Below are 21,710 nucleotides of genomic sequence, written 5' to 3' on the forward strand. Positions count from 1 at the left end.
ATTGCACGGCGCCCGCCATGCTTTTTGTGCAGCGCCGTGATCATCATTGCGGCGCCGCAACGACCGCGGAGCCGCGCGCGGGGCTCGCCGACCGTCTCAGGGAAAACCGGGATCGATCGTGGACGAGGTCATAGTCCGAGGTCCGGATTCGACCCGATGCTTCGCCGCCGGATTCGCGCCGGCTACGGAACGACGAGGCTGCGCCCCGCCCGCTTGCCGTCGGCCGAGCGAGCCCGCACCTCGACCCGACCCGCGACGGGCGCGCCCTCGACATAGGGCCGCCAGGGCCCGCCCTCGACGCGATATTCGATCGGCAGGCCCGGGAGCTCGACATTGGCCTTCAGCCGCCCGTCCTCGACCACCGCCCCCGCCGTGGGGATGCGATAGGCGACGCCGGCGGCGTCCAGCCGGGCCAGTTCGCGCTGGCCCAGCAGGTTGGCGAAGGCGGTCCAGTCGGCGTCGCGCCGGGCCCGCATCTGGGCGGTGAAGGCGCCGGTCGTGGGATCGTAGGCCTTGCCCGGCGTGTAGGGCGTCTCCCAGTTCGCGCCATGCCAGGCCCGTTCGGCCAGGGCCACCATTCGCGGGTACAGCATATAGTCGACCTGGGCGTCCGAGCGGATCGTCTCGCTCCACAGCTGGCCCTGCAGGCCGTTGAAGCGCACGCCCGGCTCCAGCGGATAGTCGTCCTTCGAGGCCTGAGGCTTGCCGTGCAGGTCGGTCCACAGCTCGGCGTGGGCCGGCAGGTTCTCGGGCATGAAGTCGAATACCTTGCGGGTGTCGGTGGCGCGCGAGGGCCAGTCGTAGCCGCGCTCCTTGGGGTCGGCGGCCTGGGGGCTGTCGAAATAGAGGACCTCGGGCGTGGAGATCACCACCTCCCAGCCCTGGTTGGCCTGGACATGGGCGCTGGCGGGCCCCTCGCCGGCCAGGGCGCCCCAGTTGTTGGAGTGGACCTTGGCGGGCATCCGGTCGGCCTCGGCGTGGCCCATGCCGTCGCTCCAGCCGGCCACGACCACGCCCCTTTCCGCCAGCAGGGCCGAGACCTTCTCGACGAAGTGGCCGCCCAGGTCGGCCGGCTTGATCCCGGTCCTGGCCTCGTAGGCGGCGCAGGCCGGCGAGGCGCTCCAGGCGCCGGGCGTCTCGTCGGCGCCGATGTGGTAGCGGGTCAGCGGCTGGCCGGCGGCGGCGTGCAGGACGGCCATCTCGTCCACCACCTTGCCGAGGAAGGCGTAGGCGCTGTCCAGGCACACATTGATGGTGTTGTCGTCGTAGTGCTGGATGCTGCTGTAGACCGAAGCGTTCTCGGCCTCGCTCAGCAGGTAGCGGCCGGCCTCGGCGTCCGGTTTCCCCTCGGCGCGCAGGCGGGCGGCGCGGGCCTCCATCGCCTTGATCGCCGCCCGCGAATGGCCGGGCATGTCGAAGGACGGGATCACCTGGATGTGGCGGGCCTGGGCGGCGCGGACGATCTCGATGTAGTCGGCGCGGGAATAGAAGCCGTTGACCGGTGTCGACGGGTCCGGACCGGCGCCCAGCTGCGGCAGCAGGCAGGTTCGCTCGGTCAAGTCATGGCAGCGGCGCGACCCGATCCGCGTCAACTCCGGCAGGCCGGCGATCTCGACCCGCCAGCCCTCGTCGTCGGCCAGATGCAGGTGCAGGCGATTCAGCTTGTAGGCCGCCATCTGGTCGAGGATGGCCAGGATCTCGGCCTTGGAGTGGAAGTTGCGGGCCACATCGACATGCAGGCCGCGAAAGTCGAAGCGCGGAGCATCGTCGATGGTCAGGCGCGGGACCGTGCGTCGAGCGTCGACCAACTGGGCCAGCGACGCCAGGCCGTTGGCCGCGCCTTCGGGATCGGAGGCGACGAGCTCGATCGCGCCGGCCTCGATCGTCAGCCGGTAGCCGCCGAGCGCCAGCTTCTCGGCGGGGGCCAGCCTGATCCGCAGCGGCGCGCCGCCCGACGCCTCGGCCGCCCCGGCCTTGGCCAGACGCGCCAGCGCGGCCGCCAGGGCGGCGCGCGGGAGGCCGCTGACGGACACCTTCACCCCGCGCGACAGATCCAGCTCGCCGCCGCGTGGATCCAGCCGGGTGCGGAGCGGCGTGGGCAGGACGGCGGCGCGCGGAACCGGCTGGACGCTGGCCCCGGCGGCGGCGTTGACGGCCCAGATCCGCGGCGAGGTGGCCCACACCGTCGTGTCGGCGGCCGAAACGCCGGCCAGCCGGGCTTCGTCGGTGAACGGCGTGACGAAGGGCAGGCTCTCCAGCCCGGTCTCGGGATCGACCACCGGCCGGGTGCTGGCGACCGTGCGCGCCGCCAGGCCCTCGGCCGCCACATAGTGGTTGGGCATCGGATAGAGTTCGGACAGCTGGTGGCCCGCCAGCTTCAGGGGGACGCGGATCGGCCGTCCGGGCGCCAGGCCGACGAAGGCCGCCGTCGGCGTCAGGCGGTAGAGGTCGCCGTTGATGTGGCTGAGAACGAAGGCGTCGCCGCCGGCCTGCAGGATCGGGGTGACGCTGCTGAAATACAGCGACCAGCCGGCGGCCGGGGCTTCGGGCGCGGCCAGGGTCAGCTCGGCCAGATGGCACGACGGGGCCGGCGCGCAGAGGGCGGGACCAGGGCGGTTGTCCAGGACCTGGTAGCGGACGTCCAGCGTGGCGGCTAAACGGTCGAGCTGGGCCTGGGTCGGCTGGGCGTGGGCGGCGGTGCTCAGTGACGCCAGGGCGGAAGCCAGCGCGATCAGCCGTCGTGACATGGAGCCTCCCAGGATTCGCCAGAGCCTAACCCCGTGAGGAGCGGGTGAGCGAGTCCCAGACTAGCAGCCAGGCCCCGCCCCCAGCGGCAGGCATCGTCCGTCGACGTCGGCCGGGGCCGGCACGCCGGTGACCGCCGCCAGCGTCGGGGCGATGTCGACCGTCTCGATCGGCAGCACCCGTTCGCGCGCCGGGCCGCCCTTCCACCAGAACAGGATCGGCACCCGGCGGTCGTAGTCCCAGGGGCTGCCGTGGCTGGCCACATAGGTCGCGCCCGCCGCCGCCAAGGTCTGGTAAGGCTTGAAGGCCACCAGGATGTCGCCCACCCGGCCGGGATAGGCGCTGCGGCGCATGCGCTCGGCGACGCTGATCTCGTCCGGCGGCGTTCCCTTGGGCGGGGCGGCGGCGGTCAACAGGGTGTTGGCGTCGTAGGCCTCGTAGACCTCCGGGCGCTTGGCCAGGATCGCCAGCGCCGCGGCGACCACGCGGGCCCGGTCCAGCGCCGTCGGCGTCTTGCCGTCGGCCCCGACCACGTACAGCGACTCGATGCCGCCGGCCTGAACCAGCGGGTCGTAGTCGAGCTTCAGTTCGTCGCGGACCTGAGCGTTCAGCGCCTTCATCCACGGGATCGACGGCACGCGGCCGGCGTCGTAGCCCTGCTGGGCCAGCCGCTCAGGGAAGTCCGAACCGCCGTGGTCGGCGGCCAGCACGACCAGGACCTGGCCCTTGACCTTGCCCAGGCCGTCGAGGAACGCGCCCAGCCGGTCGTCCAGACGCAGCAGGTGGTCGCACATCTCCGGTCCCTTGGCGCCGTAGCGGTGGCCGATGAAGTCGGTGGCCGACAGGCTGATCGTCAGCACGTCGGTGGCCTCGCCGTCGCCCAGCTTGAATTCTTCGCGCAGGGCCTGGGCGGCCTCCAGGGTCACGCGGTCGGTATAGGGGCTGATCGACAGGTCGTTGGTGACGCCCGCCTCGTCCGTGGCGGCCGGTCGAGGCAGGGCCGCGCGCCAGGCCCGTCCGCCGGTGACGTAGTCGCTCTCCAGCGCCTTGCAGCGCTTGTCGGCATAGGTCCAGACGAACGGCTTCTTCTTCTGGTCGGCGACGAGTTTGGCGTTGAACGCCGCCACCGGCGCCAGCCGCGCCTTGGCGTCCTGGCCCGGTTCCACCCAGGTGGTCATGCCGAACCGCGTCTCCAGCCAGAACACGCCGTCGGCCTGGTGGCCGGCCATGTTGATCGCGCCGCGGTCCTTGCCCGACACCGCATAGACCTTGCTGGCCGGCGACACCGCCTTGAGCCAGTCGCCATAGGTGGTGGCCATCAGCAGCTTGGGGCTGACCAGGCGGCCGCCGCCCGACGGATCGTTGGCCAGGGTCACCGACGGGTCGTCCAGGCAGTAGGTCTTCTTGCCCGTCGCCAGGTCGTAGAAGTCGTTGGCGACGACGCCGGTCTTGTTGGGATACTTGCCGGTCAGCAGGGTCGAGTGGCCCGGGCAGGTCTCGGTCATGCCGTGCGACTGGTAGCCGCTGGGATAGACCGTCCCCTGCCGCGCCAGCCGGCCCAGCCCACCGTGGAAGTCGGCGCGGTATTGCTCGAACAGGCTGGCGCTGAACTGGTCGATCGAGATCACCACCACCAGCTTCGGCTTGGGCGCCGCGACCGGCGCGGCAAGGGCCGGCGCGAGCGGGGCGGCCAGGAGAGCGGCGGTCAGGGCCGCCAGGGCGGCGGCTTTGCGGGCGACGGTTTTGGGCAGGCTGAACATCCGCGCCAACAAGCATCGTCACAAAACCGTCGCAAGCCGGAACTGACCCTCGCCGGGCGTTTTCGTCCGCCCCGCCTAGACGGGGACGTGGCTGACGAACTCGATCAGCCGGCCGTCCGGATCGTGGGCGAAGCCGGCATAGTAGTGCGGATGGATCTGCGGCAGCACGGCCGGGGCGCGCTCCTGGACGCCGCCGTTTTCGCCGGACCGGCCGTAGGCGCGGTCGACGGCGGCGCGGTCGGCGGCGAGGAAGGCGTAGTGCACGTCCAGCGACGGCTCGCCCTCGACGATCCAGAAGTCGAGCCGGCCGCCGTTCGAGCCGAAGCCCTTCTTGGGACCGTCCACGACCAGGCGATAGCCGGTGGGCTCCAGGACCTGCTGGTAGAAGGCGACGCAGTCGTCCAGGCGGCGGGTGCGGATTTCGAGGTGATCGAGCAAGGGAGCGACCTTTCAGGGGAGTGAAACGACGCCGTGACGTGTAGCCGCGCCAACGCGGCGTTTGGCGGCGAAGACGGCCGGCGAAACGCGGAAATTCGGCGTTCTCGCGCGTTGTTTTCGCATAGGCTGGCGACCATGAAACTCGACCGCTTCGATCGCCAGCTTCTGAACCTGGTCCAGGAGGACGCGGGCCGGACGTCGGAAGACCTGGCCCAGCGGGTGGCCCTGTCGCCCTCGGCCGTGCAGCGCCGCCTGCGCAAGCTGAAGGAGTCCGGCGTCATCGTCCGCCAGACCGCCATCCTCGAACCGCGCAAGGTGGGACGGCCGACCTTCTTCATCGTCTCGCTGGAGGTCGAGCGCGACCGGCCCGAACTGCTGACCCAGCTGCGGACCTGGCTGGCGGGCCAGGAGCACGTGCAGCAGGCCTTCTACGTGACCGGCGAGGCCGACTTCATTCTGGTGGTCACCGCGCCGGACACCGAGACCTACGACGCCCTGATGGCCCGCCTGACCATCGAGAACCCCAACGTCCGCAAGTTCACCACCAACGTGGCGTTGGGCGTGGTCAAGCGCGGGCTGACGATCCCGGTTTCGCTGGACGAGGATTGAGGCATTCCAAAATCCGCGGATCAAAAGGTCAGTGTTTGAGCTCCGCCTCCAGCGCCCGCGCCGCCTCGCTCGGCGAGACTTTCCCCGCATCCCGATCGACCGAGAAGTTGGCCTTCCGCACCGCCTCGACGCTGATCGCGCCATTCAGATCTTCCAGCGCGTCCCGCAGCCGCCGGTCCCCCGCCCGGCCCGGCGCGATCAGCAACACCGCGTCGTAGGGCGGCAGCGCGCCCTTCGGGTCGCCCAGCACCACCAGGTCGTCGGCGGCGATGCGGCCGTCGCTGGAGAAGGCCGAGATCACGTCGGCCTCGCCCGAGCCGAGGGCGCGGTACATGAAGGTCGGCTGGAACTGGCGCTTGGCCTTGAAGCGCAGGCCGTAGGTCGTTTCCACGCTTGTCCATTCGGGGCGCGAGAAGAACTCCAGGTCGCCCCCCATGGTCAGTTGCGGAGCCTTGGCGGCCAGGTCGGCCAGGGTCCTGATCCCCAGGGCCTCGGCGCGGTCGCGGCGCATGGCCAGGGCGTAGGCGTTCTCGAAGCCCAGCGGGGCCAGCAGCACCACGCCGTCGCGGCGCTTCAGCTCGGCGCGCAGGCCGTCCAGCACGGCGGCGCGGCCGGGGTTGTCCCCGCGGCCCAGGACGTTGGCCCACAGCGTGCCGGAATAGTCGACATAGGCGTCGATCTCGCCGGCGGCCAAGGCCCGGTAGGCGACCGCCGAGCCGAGGTTGATCTTGCGGGTCACCTGCCCGCCCCGCCCCTCCAGCCGGTCGGCCATCAGCTCGGCCAGGATGTACTGCTCGGAGAAGTTCTTGGCGCCGATCACGTAGCGGGCCGGGCGCGGCGCCAAGTCGGCGGCCAGGGGCGCGACGGCCACGGCCAGGCCGACGGCCAGGCCCAGCAGCCCCGCGCCCCACAGCCGCCGATCGCGCCGCTCGGTCCCGCGCTCGATCAGGCCCAGCAACTGGTCGACGACCAGGGCCAGCACGGCCGAGGCGACGCAGCCGGTCAGGACCATGGCCCAGTTCTCGGTCTGCAGCCCCGAGAAGATGTAGTCGCCCAGCGAGGTCTGGCCGACCGGCGTCGACAGGGTCGCCGCCCCGATGGTCCACACCGCCGCCGTGCGCACCCCGGCCATGATCACCGGCGCGGCCAGGGGCAACTCGACGCGCCACAGCCGCTGGCGGTCGGTCATGCCCACGCCGCGCGCCGCCTCGACCACCGCCGGATCCACGCCCGTCAGGCCGGTCACGGTGTTGCGCAGGATCGGCAGCATCGAATAGAGGGTCAGGGCCAGCAGCGACGGCAGGAAGCCCAGGGCCGAGAAGCCGTGACCGAACGCGCCCTTGGCCAGGTTCGAGAGCAACAGCAGCAGCGGATAGAACAGGGCCAGCAAGGCCAGGCTGGGGATGGTCTGCACCAGCCCCGCCAGGGCCAGGGACGGCCAGCGCAGGCGCGGGCTGCGGGCGGCCAGCACGCCCAGTGGCAGGGCGATCAGCAGGCCGAGCGCCAGGGCGGCCGCCGACAGGATGACGTGCCAGGCCAGGCGCTCGGGAAGCAGGGACAGCAGGCCACTATTCACCGGCGACCTCCCGCATCCGGGCGGCCTGGCGGCGCGGCGCCTGCATCAAGGCCTCGACGGCCGGGTCGGGATGGCCGGCCAGCAGGGCCCGAGGCGTGTCGTCGGCGATCACCCGCCCCGCCGCCATCACCACGATCCGGTCGGCCAGCAGCACGGCCTCGGCGATGTCGTGGGTGACCATCACCGTGGTCAGGCCCAGCTGGTCGTGCAGCCGGCGCACGTCGTCGGCCAGGGCGACGCGGGTCACCGAATCCAGCGCCCCGAACGGCTCGTCCATCAGCAGGATCGAGGGCTTGGCCGCCAGGGCCCGCGCCACGCCCACCCGCTGGCGCTGGCCGCCGGACAGGGCGGCGGGCCGGCGCGCGGCGACCTCCCGGGGCAGGGCGACCAGGTCGAGCAGCTCGGCGGTCCGCGCGGCGGTCGCGGCGGGCTCCCAGCCCAGCAGGGTCGGGACGATGGCGATGTTCTCGGCCACGGTCAGGTGCGGGAACAGGCCCACCCCCTGGAACACATAGCCGATCCGCCGGCGAAGGGTCGGCCCGTCGAGGTCGGCGGTCGCCGCCCCGTCGATCAGCACCCGGCCGCCGTCGGTCTCGACCAGGCCGTTGATCGTCTTGAGCAGGGTGGTCTTGCCCGCGCCCGATCCGCCGACCAGGGCCACGAACTGGCCTTGCGTGATGGACAGGCTGGTGGGTTCGAGAACGGTCGCGCCGTCATAGGCCTTGCGCACCTGGTCCAGAACGATGGCGTCGGTCATGCGGCTCCCGAAGGCGAACAAGCGGCGCCCTGTCGCAGGGACGTCCTGTCACAGTCAGTCAGAACGCGCGGCGTGGGAAGCCTAATGCGACAGCTGATTCCCCGCGCATGGTTCGACGCGAGGCGAACGCTCACTGGAGATTCCCATGGCCGCCGCCCTCGCCGCCCGCCTGTTCGACGCCCGCGTCACCTCAGCCCGCAAGCGCGCCCGCGGCGCCCTCGCCCCGCTGCGCTGGGCCGTGGTGGTGATGGTGCTGCTCAACGCCCTGGTCTGGGGCGGCATGATCGCCACGGCGCGCGGCATGATCGACATCCACCAGCTGGTGGACCAGGCCTGGGCCTTGAGCGCGGCCTGGATCACGGCGATCCCGCACCTGGACGTCACGATCTCGCACTGAGACGCCACGGCGCGTTCGGGACACACCGAACGCGCCGGCGGATCACCCCACGCCCAGGTGCCGGGCCAGCTTGTCGAGGGTCTGGTACCCCAATTCCACCGCGCCGAAGCCGATGACGGTCTCGCGCTGCTCCTTCGTCGGGAGCAGTTGGCGCATGGTCAGCACGCATTTGCCGTCGCCCTGTTCATCGAAGGTGATCGTCGTGTGGAACCGCGCGGGATCGTCGTCGATGTCCGAACCATGCTCCATCTCCAACAGCCTCGGCGCCTCGATGCGCAGGAACACCATGCGGTTGTCCCAGCGCGTGCCGTCCGGGCCGGTGTAGACGAACCGCCAGCGGCCGCCTTCGCGGATGTCGATCTCCAGGGTCTCGGTCGTGAAGCCCTCCGGCCCGAACCACCGCGTGATCTGGCCCGGATCGGTGAAGGCCTCGAACACGCGGGCGCGCGGCGCGGCGATCACGCGGCACAGCACGACCTCGCGGTCGAGCGCCCAGGTCGCGCGGGGGTCATGGCTCATGGTCTTCACCTTTCGAGACGGTTGGTCGTGGGGATTGCGGTTGCGCGAGGAAGCGCTCCAGCCGGTCGAGCCGCGCTTCCCAGGCGGCGCGCGTGTGATCGAACCATCGCGCCGTCTCGGCCAGGCGCTCGGCGTTCAGGCTGCAGGGGCGCTTCTGGCCGTCGCGCCCCCGCGCGATGAGCCCGGCGCGCTCCAGCACCTTCAGGTGTTGCGACACCGCCGGCAGGCTCATGGCGAAGGGCCGGGCGATCTCCTGCACGGTCATGTCGCCTTCGCTGGCCAGCCGACTGAGGATCGCCAGCCGGGTTTCGTCGCCCAGGGCCGCGAAGGCGTCACTAAGAGGCTGAAAAGACTGCACGTTTGCGACCAGTAAGATATTAAAGCATTTGCTTAAATATCGCGATGGGCGGCGTCCGTCAATGTCGGCCGCGAGGACCACATGAAAAATGGTCCGCGTCCGAATCCGCGGTGCGGCGCCGGTCCGCGCCCGCCGCTCCGCCAGGCTGGTCGGAGTTTATGAAAAGATTTGCAGAAGAAATACGTTATTTTCCGAGGCCATTCCTGTTGCATGACTCAGAGATTTGCATTTGTTTGCATCTCCAAAGGCCCCGCTTAGTGGGCTCGGGAGGGGCGGCGTGCGTTACAATCGACCAGAATTGGATGGGCTGCGGCTCGCGGCCTTTGGCCTGGTGCTGGCCTTTCACCTTCCAGACTACCTGCCGCTGGCCGCCGAAGGCTCCTGGCTTCGGGACGCGCTGTGGACGGGCGCCTTCGGCGTTCCAGTGTTCTTCCTGCTGAGCGCCTTCCTGATCACCGAGCTGCTGACCCGGGAGCGCGACGCGACCGGCAAGATCGGCGTGGGGGCGTTCTACGGACGCCGGATCCTGCGGATCTGGCCGCTCTACTTCGCCGTCCTGCTGGGCCTGACGGCGCTGGAGCACCTGAGGCCGGGCTTCGGTCCGGCGCGCCCCGACCAGTTCGCGGCCTTCGCCCTGTTCTACGGCAATTGGCACGTCGCCCTGAAGGGCTGGGTGGCGGGTCCGGTCGATCCGCTGTGGAGCATCTCGGTCGAGGAACAGTTCTACCTTCTCGTGCCCCTGGTCCTGGCCTGGGGCGGCCGACGCGCCATGGGATGGCTGGCCGTCGTCGCCCTGGTCGCGGCCTACGGGACGATCTGGCTGTATGCGCGGCATCCCGTGGCCGGCGACAACGGCCAATGGACCAACGGCCTGGTGCAGTATCAGTTCTTCGCCGCCGGCTGCCTGCTCTCCATCCTGCTGAAGGGGCGCGTCCCAAGCTGGGCCTGGCCGACCCGACTGGCGCTGGCGCTGGCCGGGCTGGCCTGCTGGCTGGTCGCGGTGCGCGTCTGCGGGGTGCGCAGCTGGGACCCGCAATCGCCGTCGGCGATCCTGGCGCTCGCCGGCTGGGGGCTGATCCTGGCGGGGACCGTGGCGGTCTTCCTATCGGTCCTGGGCGTGAGGGCGGACGCGGTTCCGGCGCCGATCGTCCGCGGCGGCCGCATCTCCTACGGCCTCTACATGTTCCACGCCTTCGGGCTTTCGCTGGTCTTCTGGGTGCTGATGCCAGCCCTGGATCGATACGCGCCAGGTCTGTCGACCAGCGTCCCGGGACGCGCGATGGGGGTGATCCTCGCCGTCGCCCTGATCGTCCTGCTGGCGCAGCTGTCCTTCAGGTTCCTCGAGACCCCGTTCCTGAAACTGAAGGATCGCCTCGCGGTCGTCGGGCGGTAGGGGGCGTCGATATTCAAGCGTGGTGCGTGGTCCTCGTCCTTCGACAAGCTCAGGATGAGGACCAAGTGCAGGCGGTGGCAGTAGAAAACCTCATCCTGAGCTTGTCGAAGGACGAGGTTTTTCGCTTCCGAACCCGAACGGCGGTTGGCCGGCCCCTAGATCGGCATCCGCATGATTTCCTGGTAGGCCGAGATCACCTGGTCGCGCACGGCCATCACCGTGTCGAGGCTCGCCTCGGCCGAGGAGATGGCGGTGACGACGTCGATCAGCTCGGCCTTGCCGGCCGCCTGCTGGGCCATCTTCGTCTCGGCCGCGCGGGTCTGGTGCAGGGTGTCGGTCATGGCCGACCTCACCAGGGCGCCGAAATCCATGCCCTTCTTGGGAGCGTCGGCCGCGCCGATCGACGGCATGGCCATCGAGCCCTGGGCGGCGTAGGCCTTGGCGGCCGCGAGCGCGGTGATCATAGCCTAGCCCCTTACTTGCGCAGGATGTCGAGCGTGCGCGCTTCCATGGCGCGCGAGGTCTCGATGACGTTCATGTTGGCTTCGTAGGCGCGTTGCGCCTCCTTCATGTCCAGCGCCTCGACCAGGGTGTCGACGTTGGGCAGCTTGACGTAGCCCTTGGCGTCGGCGGCCGGGTTGCCGGGGTCGTACTCGGTGCGGAAGTCGCTGCGGTCCGGATCGACCTTGGCCATCGACACGCCCTCGCCGCCGGCCACCTGGGTCGGCTTGAACACCGGCACCTGGCGGCGATAGGGATCGCCGCCGGCCGTGCGGGCCGTCGAATTGGCGTTGGCGATGTTCTCGGCGATCACCCGCATCCGGCCCTGCTGGGCCTTCAGGGCGCTGGCGGCGATGGCCATGGTCGCCATCGACTGGGAGCGGATCTCGGTCATCTGGATTTACCCCTTAGCCGCCCGGCCGACGCGTGGACGTCTTCAGCATCTGCATGGACTTTTGGTAGAAGCCGACCGCCGCGTCGTAGTTCATGCGCGCGTCGGTCATCTTGAGCATCTGGTCCTCGAGCGTCACCGAATTGCCGTCGAGGGTGGTCTCGGTGTCCTGACCTTCCGGCGCGCGCCACGGGCTGATCGTCTTGAGCGGGGCCATGTGGGCGGCGCTGGTGGCCATCATCTGCACGCCGTTGGTCGCCGTCGGCGAAACCGGTCCGCCGCGATAGGGCTGGCCCGTCGCCTGCTGGTCCAGCGTCGCCTTGAAGCTGTAGGTCTTCAGGTCGCGCGGCTGGTATTCCGGCGTGTCGGCGTTGGCGACGTTTTGCGCGATGACCTTCTGCCGCTGAGACAGATAGCCCATGCGGCTCTTCAGCATCGCGAAAAGGGGAATGTCGTCGGGACCCATGTCGCTCATGGTGAAGAAACAGGGTTAATTGGGCATTAAGGACCGTGCTGCACATCAGGGGTGCGGCTCCGCGCCGCGCCCTGCGCTATTCTCCTTCGCGACTCGTTTTCTTTCCTCGTTCCGCCCCCCCTTCTTCGCTTCAGCCAGGCGTCATGGACATCTTCGAACTGATCCGCGCCGTCGCCGCCCTGGCCGTCACCCTGGGCCTGGTCGGACTGGCCGGCGTGGCCCTGCGCAAGTTCGGGCCCGACGCCATGTCGCGCATCACCGCCCTGCGCAAGGACCGCCGCCTGCGGGTGGTCGAGACCCTGGTCCTGGACCCGACCCGCCGCCTGGTGCTGTTCACGCTGGACGGCGAAGAGCGCCTGCTAATGCTGGGCGAAGGCCAACTGCTGGACTGGGGCCCTAGCAAGGCGAAGAAGCCCCCTTCCCCGCCCAAACCCGCGTCCAAGCCCCCTTCCAGGTCCTCTGGGGAGATCGTGGTCTGATGCGCCGCCTGCTCAAGCTGATCACCGGCGCCGACCCCAAGGACCTTCGCCAGGCCGCCATCATCTCGATCCTGGCCGGACTGGTCACCGTGATCGGCCCCGCCGTGGCCACCGCCCAGTCAGCGATCAATGTCGACCTCGGCACCGGCGCGGGCCTGTCCGAGCGCGTGGTGCAGATGGTCGGCCTGCTGACCGTGCTCAGCCTGGCGCCGTCGATCGTGATCATGACCACCTCGTTCGTGCGGATCGTGGTGGTGCTGGGCCTGCTGCGCACGGCCATCGGCGTCCAGCAGAGCCCGCCCAACCCGGTGATCATCAGCCTGGCGCTGTTCCTGACCGCCATCGTCATGGGCCCGACCTTCGAGAAGTCCTACGACGACGGGATCAAGCCGCTGCTCGACAAGCAGATCGAGATGCCCGAGGCCTTCGACGCCGCCTCCGCCCCGGTCAAGGTGTTCATGCTGCGCCAGGTCGACCAGGACGACCTGGCCCTGTTCATCCGCCTGTCGAAGATCGAGAAGCCCAAGACCGCCGTCGACACGCCGCTGAAGGTGGTGACGCCGGCCTTCATGATCTCGGAGCTGAAGCGCGCCTTCGAGATCGGCTTCCTGCTGTTCATCCCGTTCCTGGTCATCGACTTGGTGGTCGCCAGCGTGCTGATGAGCATGGGCATGATGATGTTGCCGCCCGCGACGGTCAGCCTGCCGTTCAAGCTGATCTTCTTCGTGCTAGTGGACGGTTGGCGACTCGTCGCCGGCAGTCTGGTCGAAAGCTTCCAGCGAGGGTCCGGGGGCGGCTAGAGCGCTTTCGAGCGAAGTGGAAACCGGTTCGCGTGAGGAAAGCGCGTCGACCGAGGAATCTTGAGAAGAAGAGCAATGGGCGTTTTCGTACTGGGGTCGATCAATCTGGACGCCGTGGCGCGGGTCGACGACCTGCCGCGGCCGGGCGAGACCGTGGCCGGCATCTCGCTGGAGCTGTTCCCCGGCGGCAAGGGCGCCAACCAGGCCGTCGCGGCCGCCCGCATGGGCGCGGCCACCCGGCTGATGGGCGCGGTCGGCAAGGAGGACAGCGGACCCAGCCTGAAGGCCAAGCTGGCCGGCTACGGCGTGCAGGTCTCCGACGTCGCCGAGCTGCCCTCGATCCCGACCGGCCAGGCCCATGTCTGGGTGTCGTCCAGCGGCGAGAACATGATCGTCGTCACCAGCGGCGCCAACGCCACCCTCACCCCCCAGCACGTGGCCGCCACGCCGCTGGAGGGCCAGCGCGTGCTGCTCTGCCAGCTGGAAACCCCCGCCCCGGCCATCGAGGCGCTGTTCCGGGCCGGCGTCGCCAAGGGCGCCCTGCGGATCCTCAACGCCGCCCCCGCCCTGCCCCAGGGCGCGGCGCTGTTCCCGCTGACCGACATCCTGATCCTCAACCAGACCGAACTGGCCACCTACGCCCGGCTGGACCACGAGCCGTCGCGCCTGGAGGAGATCAGCCGCGTGGCCCGCAAGCTGATGAGCCGCCCGGACCAGACGGTGATCGTCACGCTCGGCAAGGCCGGCGTGGCCACGATCCGTCGCGACGAGGCCTTCCTGGTCGAGGGCCGCAAGGTCAAGGCGGTCGACACCACCGGGGCCGGCGACTGCTTCTGCGGCGCACTGGCCGCGGGCCTGGCGGCCAACATGGACTTGCGTGACGCCGTCGAACTGGCCAACGCCGCCGCCGCCCTCTCGGTCCAGAAGCCCGGCGCCGCGCCGTCCATGCCCAGCCGGCGCGAGGTGGAGCAGTTCCTGGAGGGCTAAAATTCCGCTCATCCCGGCGAATGCCGGATGAGCGGGCTATTGCCTACCGCTCGCCGCGCCGCAGGTTCTTGGCCAGCACCGCCACGATGATCAGCACGAAGGCGGCCAGACGGATCAGGTAGAGACCGCCGCGCTCTTCCTGCGGCGTGCCAAGCACCACCGGCAGGGCGTTGCTCACCGCCAGCAGGCCGAAGGCGGCCGAGAAGGCCAGGAACAGGCCGTCGCGCGTGCGGCTCCAGAACTTCAGGAAGAACAGTCCGGCCACCAGGAAGCCCGTGGCCAGGGCGCCGGCGATCAGCCCCTCGACCGGCGTGATCGGCGCGCTCATTCGTCCACCTCCCAGATGAAGCCATAGAGCAGCGTGGCGACCGCCAGGCCGCCCGCGGCCTGGCGGTAGGGCAGCAGGTTCGCCTGGGTGATGAAGATCACCAGGTCGGCCACCAGCAGCAGGTTGTTCAGGGCCAGAAAGCCGAAGCTGATCGCGGTCCATAGCAGGAGGCGCGAGCGGCTGGCCAGCCACGCCCGGGTCAGCAGGCCCGCGCAGGTCATGCTGGCCAGCATGCACAGGATGTAGACGACGGTCGGCCCGCTCATCGGTCCTTCCCCTTGAACTTGAAGGCGTCGGCCAGGGACTGCAGGCGCTCGGTCGGGGCCGAGATCCAGCGAATCACCGTGACGGGTTTGGTGCGGTAGGTCGCGTCCAGGTCGTCGCAGACCTTGGCCAGCACGGGGGCGGCGGGTTGGTAGCGAAAGCAGCCGCGGTCGTCGGCGACCACCAGTCCGGCGGCCTCGAAGGCGGTCAGGTTGTCGGTCACCAGGCTGTGGCTGGCCCGCAGGTCGCCGACCAGCTGTTCGACCGACCAGCAGCGCTCGGGATCATGCTTGAGCCGCAGCAGCAGCTCCAGAGCCCAGACCGAACGCACGTGCTCGCGAATGAACTGAAAGACGTCGCGGTCGACGGTCACCCCGGCCCTTCCCCCAGATTCCCTCAAGCGGCAGCAGGGGGACAATAGGCGGCGGGAAGGCGAGGGCAAGCTGAGCCATGGCGTTCTTTGCCCGGCCGATGCGCGAAACGCCGTCAGGCGGCGCGGATGCCGCTGTGCTGGTCGCTGACCTGCGAGCCGACCACGGCGTCGTAGCCCAGGATCATGTCGACGTCCTTGCCGTTGCTGGCCAGGGGCAGGCGCAGCCACAGGATCGACATGTGCGGCGAACCCTTCCAGGCCAGGCTGTGCACCCCGACGCCCGGGCGCCGCTCGGTGACCACCTTGTCCAGCTCGCGACGCCAGTATTCGACGGCGGCGCTGTTGTAGACGTCTTCCAGGGTGCGGCCGGTGATCTCGCGGCCATAGACCGAGTAGAGGCCGGTGCCGGCCAGGCGCAGGCGGTAGTCGATCGCGCCGTCGAGGTCGCGCTTGACGTCGATCAGGCTGACGGTCGGCAACATGCGCTTGATGCCGGCGGGATGCAGGTCGACGCGCGACGGGAGGCTTGCCCCCCGACGGAGGGACGCCCAATAGGCGAACATCTCCTGGTGAGCGCGGGCCGCCGTGGCCGATGCGCTCAGCTGCGCGTTCATCTTCAGATTCCTTAACAAGCCGTTGGAATCACGACGATTCACTATGTCTTAAGGACCGAATCGCCGCCAGCGAAAATCGCGCCCTACAGCTAAGTTTGTTGAGATGAGTCAATCCTCAAGCGAAACGATCGCGACGCGATCGGGATGCCGAATGGATGTCCAAAATGACCCCGAGCGGCGCAAGCGATTGTTTGAACTAAGGTTAATGAACGCTCAGACTCAAATCCGCTGATGGGTCGAGGGCGCTCCCGGGGGCGGTTCGCGAGCTGTCCCGCCCACGCGTTCGCCGGGGCGACGAGCGCAACCTGGACGGCGCGAAACGCCCGCCATGGCCTCGCCCGCATGCTATGGTGGCGGAACGAGACATCCGGAGGCTGGAGGCCCCAATGCGGAAGCCCGGGCTGATCGCCCTCGCCCTCTTGAGCCTGTCTTCGGCGGCGCTCGCCCAAGCGCCCTTCCGGACGGAGCAGGTTCGGTTCGCCAAGGGCGCGTCCTCGGCGACCGTGACCGGTTCGATCCGGGCCGACGGCGGCGTGAGCTACGCCCTCACCGTGCGCGCCGGCCAGACGCTGAAGGCGTCACTGCGGACCCGCAACGCCTCGGCCCGGTTCAATGTCGTCGCGCCCGGCGTGGACCAGCCGCTGTTCAGCAGCTCGAGCATGGGCGCGACCTATGCCGGCAGAACGCCCGTCGCCGGCGCCTACATGATCATCGTCTATCTGACCGAATCGGCCGCGATGCGGGACGAGACCGCCGACTACGTCCTGACCATCGGCGTCACGGGCTGAGCCGCGCGATCGGACCGGCGCCTGGCGCGCTCTAGGCGCCGCGAGCCCGGCGCGCCGGTTTCCGGCCGCCCTGCCCCAGGCCCATCTGCTTGGCCAGGTCGGACCGCGCCTGGGCGTAGTTCGGCGCGACCATCGGATAGTCCCGCGGCAGGTCCCAGCGGGCGCGGTACTGCTCGGGGCTCAGGTCGTACTTGGTGCGCAGGTGCCGCTTCAGCGACTTGAACTTCCGGCCGTCCTCCAGGCAGATCAGATAGTCCGGGGTGATGGAGCGCCGGATCGACACGGCCGGCTCGCGGCCGACCTCGGACGCCTCGACCTTGGTTCCGACGTTCGACAGGGCCTGGTGCACGCTGCGGATCAGCGTCGGCACGTCGGCCGCCGCGACGGTGTTGCCCGCGACATAGGCGGCGACAAGGCCGGCCGTGACTTCAATGAGATCGGACTGCGTGTCCATCTTCTTGTCTCCCCCCGACTCGTATTGGCGCGCTAGACGCCAATTCAGTTTTGGATAGCAGATTATTACACGCGAGCAACATAGACGTGCAGGTATCTACCATTCATCGGCGGCGATGGACTGGCCTGGCCGATCTCGGACGCGGCCTTCAGTTGACGGAAATCTCAATTCCAGACGGGCAGCCGTCGATGAACACATTCAACGACTAGGGTCGACTAGCGTGCGAAGTCTCGAGAAAGCGCCAGCATGGCGGCGCGCTGCGGCACCGAATATTCGTCCATGGCGGCCTCGTCGCCCTCGCGGATGGCCTTCAGCAGGGCCGGAGTCATGGCCGACGACAGCGACCAGTTCCAATAGCGCAGCATGGTCTGGGCGCGGTCCACCGCGATGGTGTCGAAGGCCGTCAGCACCCGCTCCAGCCCCGCGTCCAGCGCGCCGGACGCGTCGGTCTCCGGTCGGCGCAGGCCTCGCCACAAGGCCCTCACGGCCCCGCGCGGCAGGCCGGTGGCCTTGCACAGGATCGCCAACGGCTCGCCGCCCGGGTCGGTGAAGATCTTGGCTCCGGTCATCGGCTTCAGGCCCGACAGGTAGGAGATCTCCTCGGCCGTCTCGCGGGTCATGCCGTTCTGGGCCGCGGCGATCGCCGCCTCCAGACTGTCGTAGGGGCTCTTGGCGATGGCGGCGCGATTTCGCTGACGTCGTTCAATGAACTGAAGCGCCTTTCGCGACAGCGGATCCTGCCAGCCCTCGGCCGAGGCCAGGGGGAAAACGTCGCCGACCGCGTCCTGCAGGATTTCCCGCGACACGGCGAAGCGCTGCAGAATCGTGCGCCGCGCCTCGGCGTCGGACCACCAGAACATCACATAGGCATGGCTGGGCCGCAGTTCGGCGCGCTTGAGCAACAGGGGAATCATCTGCGGATTGTCGCGCGTGGCCGCGACGATGTTCTCCAGCCCCTGATGGCTGAAGCGCGCCAGGTCGTTCTTCAGCAGGACCTCGGTGACCCCGGTCTCGTCCATGTCGACCAGGGCGTCGGCCACCACCTCGCTGACCCCGCGCCGCTGGGCGATCAGCCGGCGATGGTCCTGGGTGCTGTTGTAGAGGCAGCTGATCAGGTCGGCGTCGGTCAGCGAAGGCGCGTGCTCCAGCAGGGTCCGGGCCACCGGCAGTTCGTCGCGCAGAAGCAGCCGGACCAGGACGCCGGGCATCTCGGTCAGATTGGCCAGGCGCCGGGCCACCTTCTCGCGCTCGCCCACGACGGCGTCGCGCAGCATCTCGACCAACAGGTCGGCGGTCATGGCGCGTTCGAAGGCGTTGATGCGGCTGGCCGGCAGGCAGACGACGTCGGCCAGCCGCTTGAGCAGGGCGGCGCGCGAGCGCGGCGTGGCGGCCGGTTCGGGCTCGGGACTGGCGAAGGGCGCGGCGTATTCGTTCATGGTCGTCCTGACGGAGGCCCGTCGTGCTCCAGCCTAGACCAGAGCGCCCTTAAAATCGGATGAGCGGCCCTCGAATTACCGCCACTCGCCGGGACGCGAGCGCGGTTCGATCTTCAGCGCGGTGGCGCCCTGCACGTAGCGATCGCGGAAGGCTTCGCGGCGCGGCGCGGCCGGGGCCTCGCGGCGCTGGTCCTGGCGCGGGCGGTATTCGTGGATCTGGGCGCCGACCTGGAAGCCGCCCAGCAGCCGCTCCAGTTCCTCGACCTCGGCGGCCAGGGCGCTGGTGGCGGCGGCCGACTGCTCGACCATGGCGCCGTTCTGGTGGATCACCTGGCCCATCTGGTTCACCGCGGCGTTGACCTCGGCCAGGCCGCCGGCCTGCTCCTTGGACGAGGCGGCGATCTCACCGACCAGGTCGTTGATCTCGATCACCTGGCCCAGGATCTGGTCCAGGGTGTGGCCGGTCTCGCCGACCAGCTTGACGCCCTTGTCGACCTGCTCGCTGGAGGCGCGGATCAGGCCCTTGATCTCCTTGGCGGCGTCGGCCGAGCGCTGGGCCAGGGCCCGCACTTCCTGCGCCACCACCGCGAAGCCGCGGCCGGCGTCGCCCGCGCGGGCGGCCTCGACCCCGGCGTTCAAGGCCAGCAGGTTGGTCTGGAAGGCGATCTCGTCGATGACGCCGATGATCTGGGTGATCGACTGCGAGGATTTCTCGATGCCGCCCATGGCCTCGACGGCCTCGCGCACCACCAGGCCGCTCTTCTCGGCGTTGGACTTGGCGCTCTGGGTCACGCCTCGCGCCTGCTCGGCGTTGTCGGAGCTTTTCTTGACGGTGGCGGTGATCTGGTCGAGGGCCGCGGCCGTCCGCTCGATGCCGGTCGCCTGGCGTTCGGTGCGCCCCGCCAAGTCCTCGGCGGCGGCCGAGATGTCGCCGCAGCCGGCGCGGATGCTTCGGGCCGCGCCCAGGACGCCGGCCAGGGTCTGCTGCAGGTTGTCGACGGCGGCGTTGAAGTCGGTGGGGATCTTGCGGGCCTCGAGCGGGAAGGCGTCTTCGCGCAGGCGCGAGATCAGGTCGCCCCCGGCCAGCTTCTCGACGCTCTGCCCCACGGCGTTGACGACGGTCAGCTGGGTGCGGGCGTAGGTCTCGACCTCTTGCAGGTGGCGGCGCTGCTCGACGTCGGCGGCGGCGCGCTCGGCGTCCTCGGCGGCGCGGGCCGCCTGGTCGCTGGCCAGCTTGCGCTGGACGCCGTCCAGGCCCTTGGCCAGCGCCCGGACCTGCCGATCGTCGGTCTCGGGCGAGACCAGCGGCTTGTCGTACTGGCCCGCGCCCAGGGCGTCGACCGAACGGCTCAGGCCATCCAGGGCGCGATGCGTAGCGTCATTCCAGGCCAAGAGCCCGATGATCAGGGTGGCCACCAGCGTCGCCATGCCGGCCATGCTGAACGGCGACACCAGGCCCGGTCCGCCGAACGCCGCCCAGCCCAACTGGCCCAGACCCGCCAGCAGGCCGAGGATGACGATCAGCCTCCAGCCAAGAGGCAGCCGATTGAACCCGCTCATTCCGAATCTCCGAGGCCCAGCTAGGCCAGGTTCGAGAAATGGCGACTGAGTCCTAACGCCTCATTAACCATACCCGGGCCGCGACATTTTGACGGGGGTTGACGGCCGGTTCGATTGAATATAGCCATCAAGTTATGGAACTGATGAGTTATAGACCAGGCCTCGACGCCACCTTCGCCGCCCTGGCCGACCCGACCCGGCGCGCCATCCTGGCGCGGCTGGCGACGGGGGAGGCCTCGGTCGGCGAACTGGCCGCGCCGTTCGCCATGAGCCAGCCGGCGATCTCCAAGCATCTGAAGGTGCTGGAGAAGGCCGGGCTGGTCTCGCGGGGCCGCGACGCCCAGCGCCGTCCGGTGCGGGTGCGGGCCCAGCCCCTGGCCGAGGCCAACGCCTGGCTGGAGGCCTACCGACAGACGCTGGAGGCCAACTTCCAGCGCCTGGACGCCCTGCTCGACGAACTGAAGACCACCCAGGGACGCTGAAGCGCCCTCCCCCAATCCGATCCAGAAGGAGACGACCCATGGCCCAAGACAAGCTGACCGTCGCCACCCAGGGCGACCGCGAAGTGGTGTTCACCCGCGCCTTCGCCGCCCCCCGCGACCTGGTGTTCGACTGCATGACCAAGCCCGACCTGGTGAAGCGCTGGCTGCTGGGCCCGCCCGGCTGGACGATGCCGGTCTGCGAGATCGACCTACGGGTCGGCGGCAAGTTCCGCTATGTCTGGCGCAACCAGGACGGCCGGGACATGGGCATGGCCGGCGTCTATCGCGAGATCGCCGCGCCGGAACGGATCGTCCACAACGAGGTGTTCGACGACGACTGGACCGGCGGCGAGACGACGGTCACCTCGACCCTGACCGAGGCCGGCGGCCGCACCACCCTGACCACCTTGGTGATCTACGCCAACGAAGCGGCTCGCAAGGGCGCCCTCGTCAGCGGCATGACCGACGGCATGGAGATGGGCTACGCCCGCCTCGACGCCCTGCTCGAAACCGTCTGACCGGGACCGGGGGGGGAGAACGGCCATGGAGGATCGCCTCGCCGACGCCATGGCCGCTCTCCGCTCGGCCGCCACCGCCCACGACCTGGCCAATCTGGACCGGTTCGGAATCGTCGCGCCCGGCGCCCTGGGCGTGTCGATGGCCAATCTACAGAAGATCGCCAAGCGCCTGGGCCGCGACCACGACCTAGCCGCCGCCCTGTGGGCGACCGGCGTCTACGAGGCCCGGATGCTGGCCAGCCTAGTCGACGACCCGGCCCGGGTGACGCCGGAGCAGATGGACGCCTGGCGGGCCGACTTCGACAACTGGGGCATCGTCGATACGGTTTGCTTCAAGCTGTTCGACCAGTCGCCCCACGCCTTCGCCAAGATCGACGCGTGGGCCGGGCTGAACGACGAGTTCGGCCGGCGGGCGGCCTTCGCCCTGCTGGCCTGCCTGGCCCTGCACGACAAGGGTGCGGGCGACCAGCCGTTTCTCGACGGCCTGGTCCTGATCGAACGCGCCGCCGGCGATGATCGCAACTTCGTCAAGAAGGCGGTGAACTGGGCGCTGCGGGCGATCGGGCTGCGCGAGAGCCCGCTGCTGAAGGCCGCCGCCCTGGAGACGGCCCGTCGCCTGGCCGCCTCGCCCGACGCCGCGCCGCGCTGGGTGGGCAAGGACGCGCTGCGGGCGCTGGCGAAGGCAACCGCCGTTCGCAGCTGATCCAC

General features: G+C 69.6%; 27 protein-coding genes. 10 read left to right on the forward strand and 17 right to left on the reverse strand.

The genetic code is table 11. The features are described from left to right. Positions 1–182: 182 nt before the first annotated feature. The 3 genes from ASD21_RS13445 to ASD21_RS13455 form a co-directional block, all read right to left on the reverse strand. Positions 183–2,747, reverse strand: coding sequence for a family 20 glycosylhydrolase (locus ASD21_RS13445; protein ID WP_056441866.1), 2,565 nt, complete (start codon positions 2,745–2,747; stop codon positions 183–185). 60 nt (positions 2,748–2,807) lie between these two features. Next, positions 2,808–4,505, reverse strand: a complete 1,698-nt coding sequence (phoY, locus tag ASD21_RS13450) for an alkaline phosphatase PhoY (RefSeq protein WP_056441869.1) — start codon at positions 4,503–4,505, stop codon at positions 2,808–2,810. Positions 4,506–4,580: 75 nt separating this feature from the next. Next, on the reverse strand, positions 4,581–4,943 hold the full coding sequence (locus ASD21_RS13455; protein ID WP_056441872.1) for a VOC family protein: 363 nt from the start codon (positions 4,941–4,943) through the stop codon (positions 4,581–4,583). Positions 4,944–5,078: 135 nt separating this feature from the next. On the opposite strand from ASD21_RS13455, the gene ASD21_RS13460 reads away from it, so the two are divergent. Next, entirely contained in the window at positions 5,079–5,552 is a 474-nt protein-coding gene (locus tag ASD21_RS13460; RefSeq protein ID WP_056441875.1) for an Lrp/AsnC family transcriptional regulator, read from the forward strand. A gap of 28 nt (positions 5,553–5,580) precedes the next feature. Here the strand turns inward: ASD21_RS13460 and ASD21_RS13465 are convergent, their stop codons facing one another. Both ASD21_RS13465 and ASD21_RS13470 read right to left on the reverse strand, forming a co-directional pair. Further along, on the reverse strand, positions 5,581–7,128 hold the full coding sequence (locus tag ASD21_RS13465; protein WP_056441876.1) for a glycine betaine ABC transporter substrate-binding protein: 1,548 nt from the start codon (positions 7,126–7,128) through the stop codon (positions 5,581–5,583). Further along, the gene (locus ASD21_RS13470; protein WP_056442434.1) at positions 7,121–7,885 is read right to left on the reverse strand and encodes an ATP-binding cassette domain-containing protein; all 765 of its coding nucleotides are present in this window, start codon (positions 7,883–7,885) and stop codon (positions 7,121–7,123) included. The genes ASD21_RS13465 and ASD21_RS13470 overlap by 8 nt, the downstream gene beginning before the upstream one ends. A gap of 145 nt (positions 7,886–8,030) precedes the next feature. Between ASD21_RS13470 and ASD21_RS13475 the strand changes: the two genes are divergently transcribed. Further along, positions 8,031–8,282 (forward strand): hypothetical protein, encoded by a 252-nt coding sequence (locus ASD21_RS13475; RefSeq protein ID WP_056441877.1) that lies wholly within the window; start codon positions 8,031–8,033, stop codon positions 8,280–8,282. Positions 8,283–8,324: 42 nt separating this feature from the next. On the opposite strand, the gene ASD21_RS13480 is transcribed toward ASD21_RS13475, so the two are convergent. Together ASD21_RS13480 and ASD21_RS13485 are read right to left on the reverse strand one after the other, a co-directional pair. Continuing rightward, complete coding sequence (locus tag ASD21_RS13480) at positions 8,325–8,801, reverse strand: SRPBCC family protein (protein ID WP_056441879.1); 477 nt, start codon at positions 8,799–8,801, stop codon at positions 8,325–8,327. Continuing rightward, positions 8,791–9,240: an ArsR/SmtB family transcription factor gene (locus ASD21_RS13485; protein WP_327019760.1), complete on the reverse strand. Its 450-nt coding sequence runs from the start codon at positions 9,238–9,240 to the stop codon at positions 8,791–8,793. The genes ASD21_RS13480 and ASD21_RS13485 overlap by 11 nt, the downstream gene beginning before the upstream one ends. A gap of 196 nt (positions 9,241–9,436) precedes the next feature. On the opposite strand from ASD21_RS13485, the gene ASD21_RS13490 reads away from it, so the two are divergent. Then, a complete protein-coding gene (locus tag ASD21_RS13490) occupies positions 9,437–10,552 on the forward strand; it encodes an acyltransferase family protein (RefSeq protein WP_162250236.1) in 1,116 nt (371 codons plus the stop codon). Positions 10,553–10,707: 155 nt separating this feature from the next. On the opposite strand, the gene fliE is transcribed toward ASD21_RS13490, so the two are convergent. From fliE to flgB, 3 genes are read right to left on the reverse strand one after another with little or no spacing between them, the layout of a single operon-like run. Continuing rightward, positions 10,708–11,016 (reverse strand): flagellar hook-basal body complex protein FliE, encoded by a 309-nt coding sequence (gene fliE / locus ASD21_RS13495; protein WP_056441885.1) that lies wholly within the window; start codon positions 11,014–11,016, stop codon positions 10,708–10,710. A gap of 11 nt (positions 11,017–11,027) precedes the next feature. Beyond that, entirely contained in the window at positions 11,028–11,447 is a 420-nt protein-coding gene (flgC, locus tag ASD21_RS13500; protein ID WP_056441888.1) for a flagellar basal body rod protein FlgC, read from the reverse strand. 13 nt (positions 11,448–11,460) lie between these two features. Continuing rightward, entirely contained in the window at positions 11,461–11,910 is a 450-nt protein-coding gene (flgB, locus tag ASD21_RS13505; RefSeq protein WP_056442438.1) for a flagellar basal body rod protein FlgB, read from the reverse strand. A 152-nt stretch (positions 11,911–12,062) separates the two neighbouring features. Here flgB and ASD21_RS13510 point away from each other — a divergent pair, with 152 nt between their 5' ends. The 3 genes from ASD21_RS13510 to ASD21_RS13520 all read left to right on the forward strand — a co-directional run bounded on the left by ASD21_RS13510 (position 12,063) and on the right by ASD21_RS13520 (position 14,185). Then, positions 12,063–12,398: a flagellar biosynthetic protein FliO gene (locus tag ASD21_RS13510; protein ID WP_056441891.1), complete on the forward strand. Its 336-nt coding sequence runs from the start codon at positions 12,063–12,065 to the stop codon at positions 12,396–12,398. Further along, on the forward strand, positions 12,398–13,198 hold the full coding sequence (gene fliP, locus ASD21_RS13515; RefSeq protein ID WP_442856972.1) for a flagellar type III secretion system pore protein FliP: 801 nt from the start codon (positions 12,398–12,400) through the stop codon (positions 13,196–13,198). The genes ASD21_RS13510 and fliP overlap by 1 nt, the downstream gene beginning before the upstream one ends. Positions 13,199–13,273: 75 nt before the next feature. Then, a complete protein-coding gene (locus tag ASD21_RS13520) occupies positions 13,274–14,185 on the forward strand; it encodes a ribokinase (RefSeq protein WP_056441898.1) in 912 nt (303 codons plus the stop codon). A gap of 43 nt (positions 14,186–14,228) precedes the next feature. Here ASD21_RS13520 and ASD21_RS13525 read toward each other — a convergent pair whose 3' ends face one another. The 4 genes from ASD21_RS13525 to mopJ form a co-directional block, all read right to left on the reverse strand. Beyond that, on the reverse strand, positions 14,229–14,513 hold the full coding sequence (locus ASD21_RS13525; RefSeq protein ID WP_056441901.1) for a DUF5985 family protein: 285 nt from the start codon (positions 14,511–14,513) through the stop codon (positions 14,229–14,231). Continuing rightward, entirely contained in the window at positions 14,510–14,779 is a 270-nt protein-coding gene (locus tag ASD21_RS13530) for a DUF5985 family protein (protein WP_056441904.1), read from the reverse strand. The genes ASD21_RS13525 and ASD21_RS13530 overlap by 4 nt, the downstream gene beginning before the upstream one ends. Next, positions 14,776–15,150 (reverse strand): hypothetical protein, encoded by a 375-nt coding sequence (locus ASD21_RS13535; RefSeq protein WP_056441906.1) that lies wholly within the window; start codon positions 15,148–15,150, stop codon positions 14,776–14,778. Before ASD21_RS13535 ends, ASD21_RS13530 begins: the two co-directional genes overlap by 4 nt. A gap of 113 nt (positions 15,151–15,263) precedes the next feature. After that, the gene (mopJ, locus tag ASD21_RS13540) at positions 15,264–15,770 is read right to left on the reverse strand and encodes a motility/cell cycle regulatory protein MopJ (RefSeq protein WP_156390648.1); all 507 of its coding nucleotides are present in this window, start codon (positions 15,768–15,770) and stop codon (positions 15,264–15,266) included. 380 nt (positions 15,771–16,150) lie between these two features. Here mopJ and ASD21_RS13545 point away from each other — a divergent pair, with 380 nt between their 5' ends. Continuing rightward, positions 16,151–16,552 (forward strand): hypothetical protein, encoded by a 402-nt coding sequence (locus ASD21_RS13545; RefSeq protein WP_056441912.1) that lies wholly within the window; start codon positions 16,151–16,153, stop codon positions 16,550–16,552. Between the two features lie 31 nt (positions 16,553–16,583). Here the strand turns inward: ASD21_RS13545 and ASD21_RS13550 are convergent, their stop codons facing one another. The 3 genes from ASD21_RS13550 to ASD21_RS13560 form a co-directional block, all read right to left on the reverse strand. Next, on the reverse strand, positions 16,584–17,006 hold the full coding sequence (locus ASD21_RS13550) for a MucR family transcriptional regulator (protein WP_056441915.1): 423 nt from the start codon (positions 17,004–17,006) through the stop codon (positions 16,584–16,586). A 215-nt stretch (positions 17,007–17,221) separates the two neighbouring features. Beyond that, positions 17,222–18,442: a DUF2336 domain-containing protein gene (locus tag ASD21_RS13555; RefSeq protein ID WP_056441918.1), complete on the reverse strand. Its 1,221-nt coding sequence runs from the start codon at positions 18,440–18,442 to the stop codon at positions 17,222–17,224. Between the two features lie 75 nt (positions 18,443–18,517). Further along, positions 18,518–20,002, reverse strand: coding sequence for a methyl-accepting chemotaxis protein (locus ASD21_RS13560; protein WP_056441922.1), 1,485 nt, complete (start codon positions 20,000–20,002; stop codon positions 18,518–18,520). Between the two features lie 143 nt (positions 20,003–20,145). Between ASD21_RS13560 and ASD21_RS13565 the strand changes: the two genes are divergently transcribed. Genes ASD21_RS13565 through ASD21_RS13575 form a run of 3 tightly spaced genes read left to right on the forward strand, consistent with a single transcriptional unit; the run spans position 20,146 to position 21,705 of the window. Further along, a complete protein-coding gene (locus tag ASD21_RS13565; protein ID WP_056442442.1) occupies positions 20,146–20,484 on the forward strand; it encodes an ArsR/SmtB family transcription factor in 339 nt (112 codons plus the stop codon). Positions 20,485–20,522: 38 nt separating this feature from the next. Next, positions 20,523–21,002, forward strand: coding sequence for an SRPBCC family protein (locus tag ASD21_RS13570; protein ID WP_056441925.1), 480 nt, complete (start codon positions 20,523–20,525; stop codon positions 21,000–21,002). Between the two features lie 25 nt (positions 21,003–21,027). Next, positions 21,028–21,705 carry a DNA alkylation repair protein gene (locus ASD21_RS13575; RefSeq protein WP_235524886.1) on the forward strand — a complete coding sequence of 226 codons (678 nt, stop codon included), beginning with the start codon at positions 21,028–21,030 and terminating at the stop codon, positions 21,703–21,705. Positions 21,706–21,710 lie beyond the last annotated feature (5 nt).

This window comes from Caulobacter sp. Root1455 (genome assembly GCF_001426905.1).
Lineage (GTDB): Bacteria > Pseudomonadota > Alphaproteobacteria > Caulobacterales > Caulobacteraceae > Caulobacter.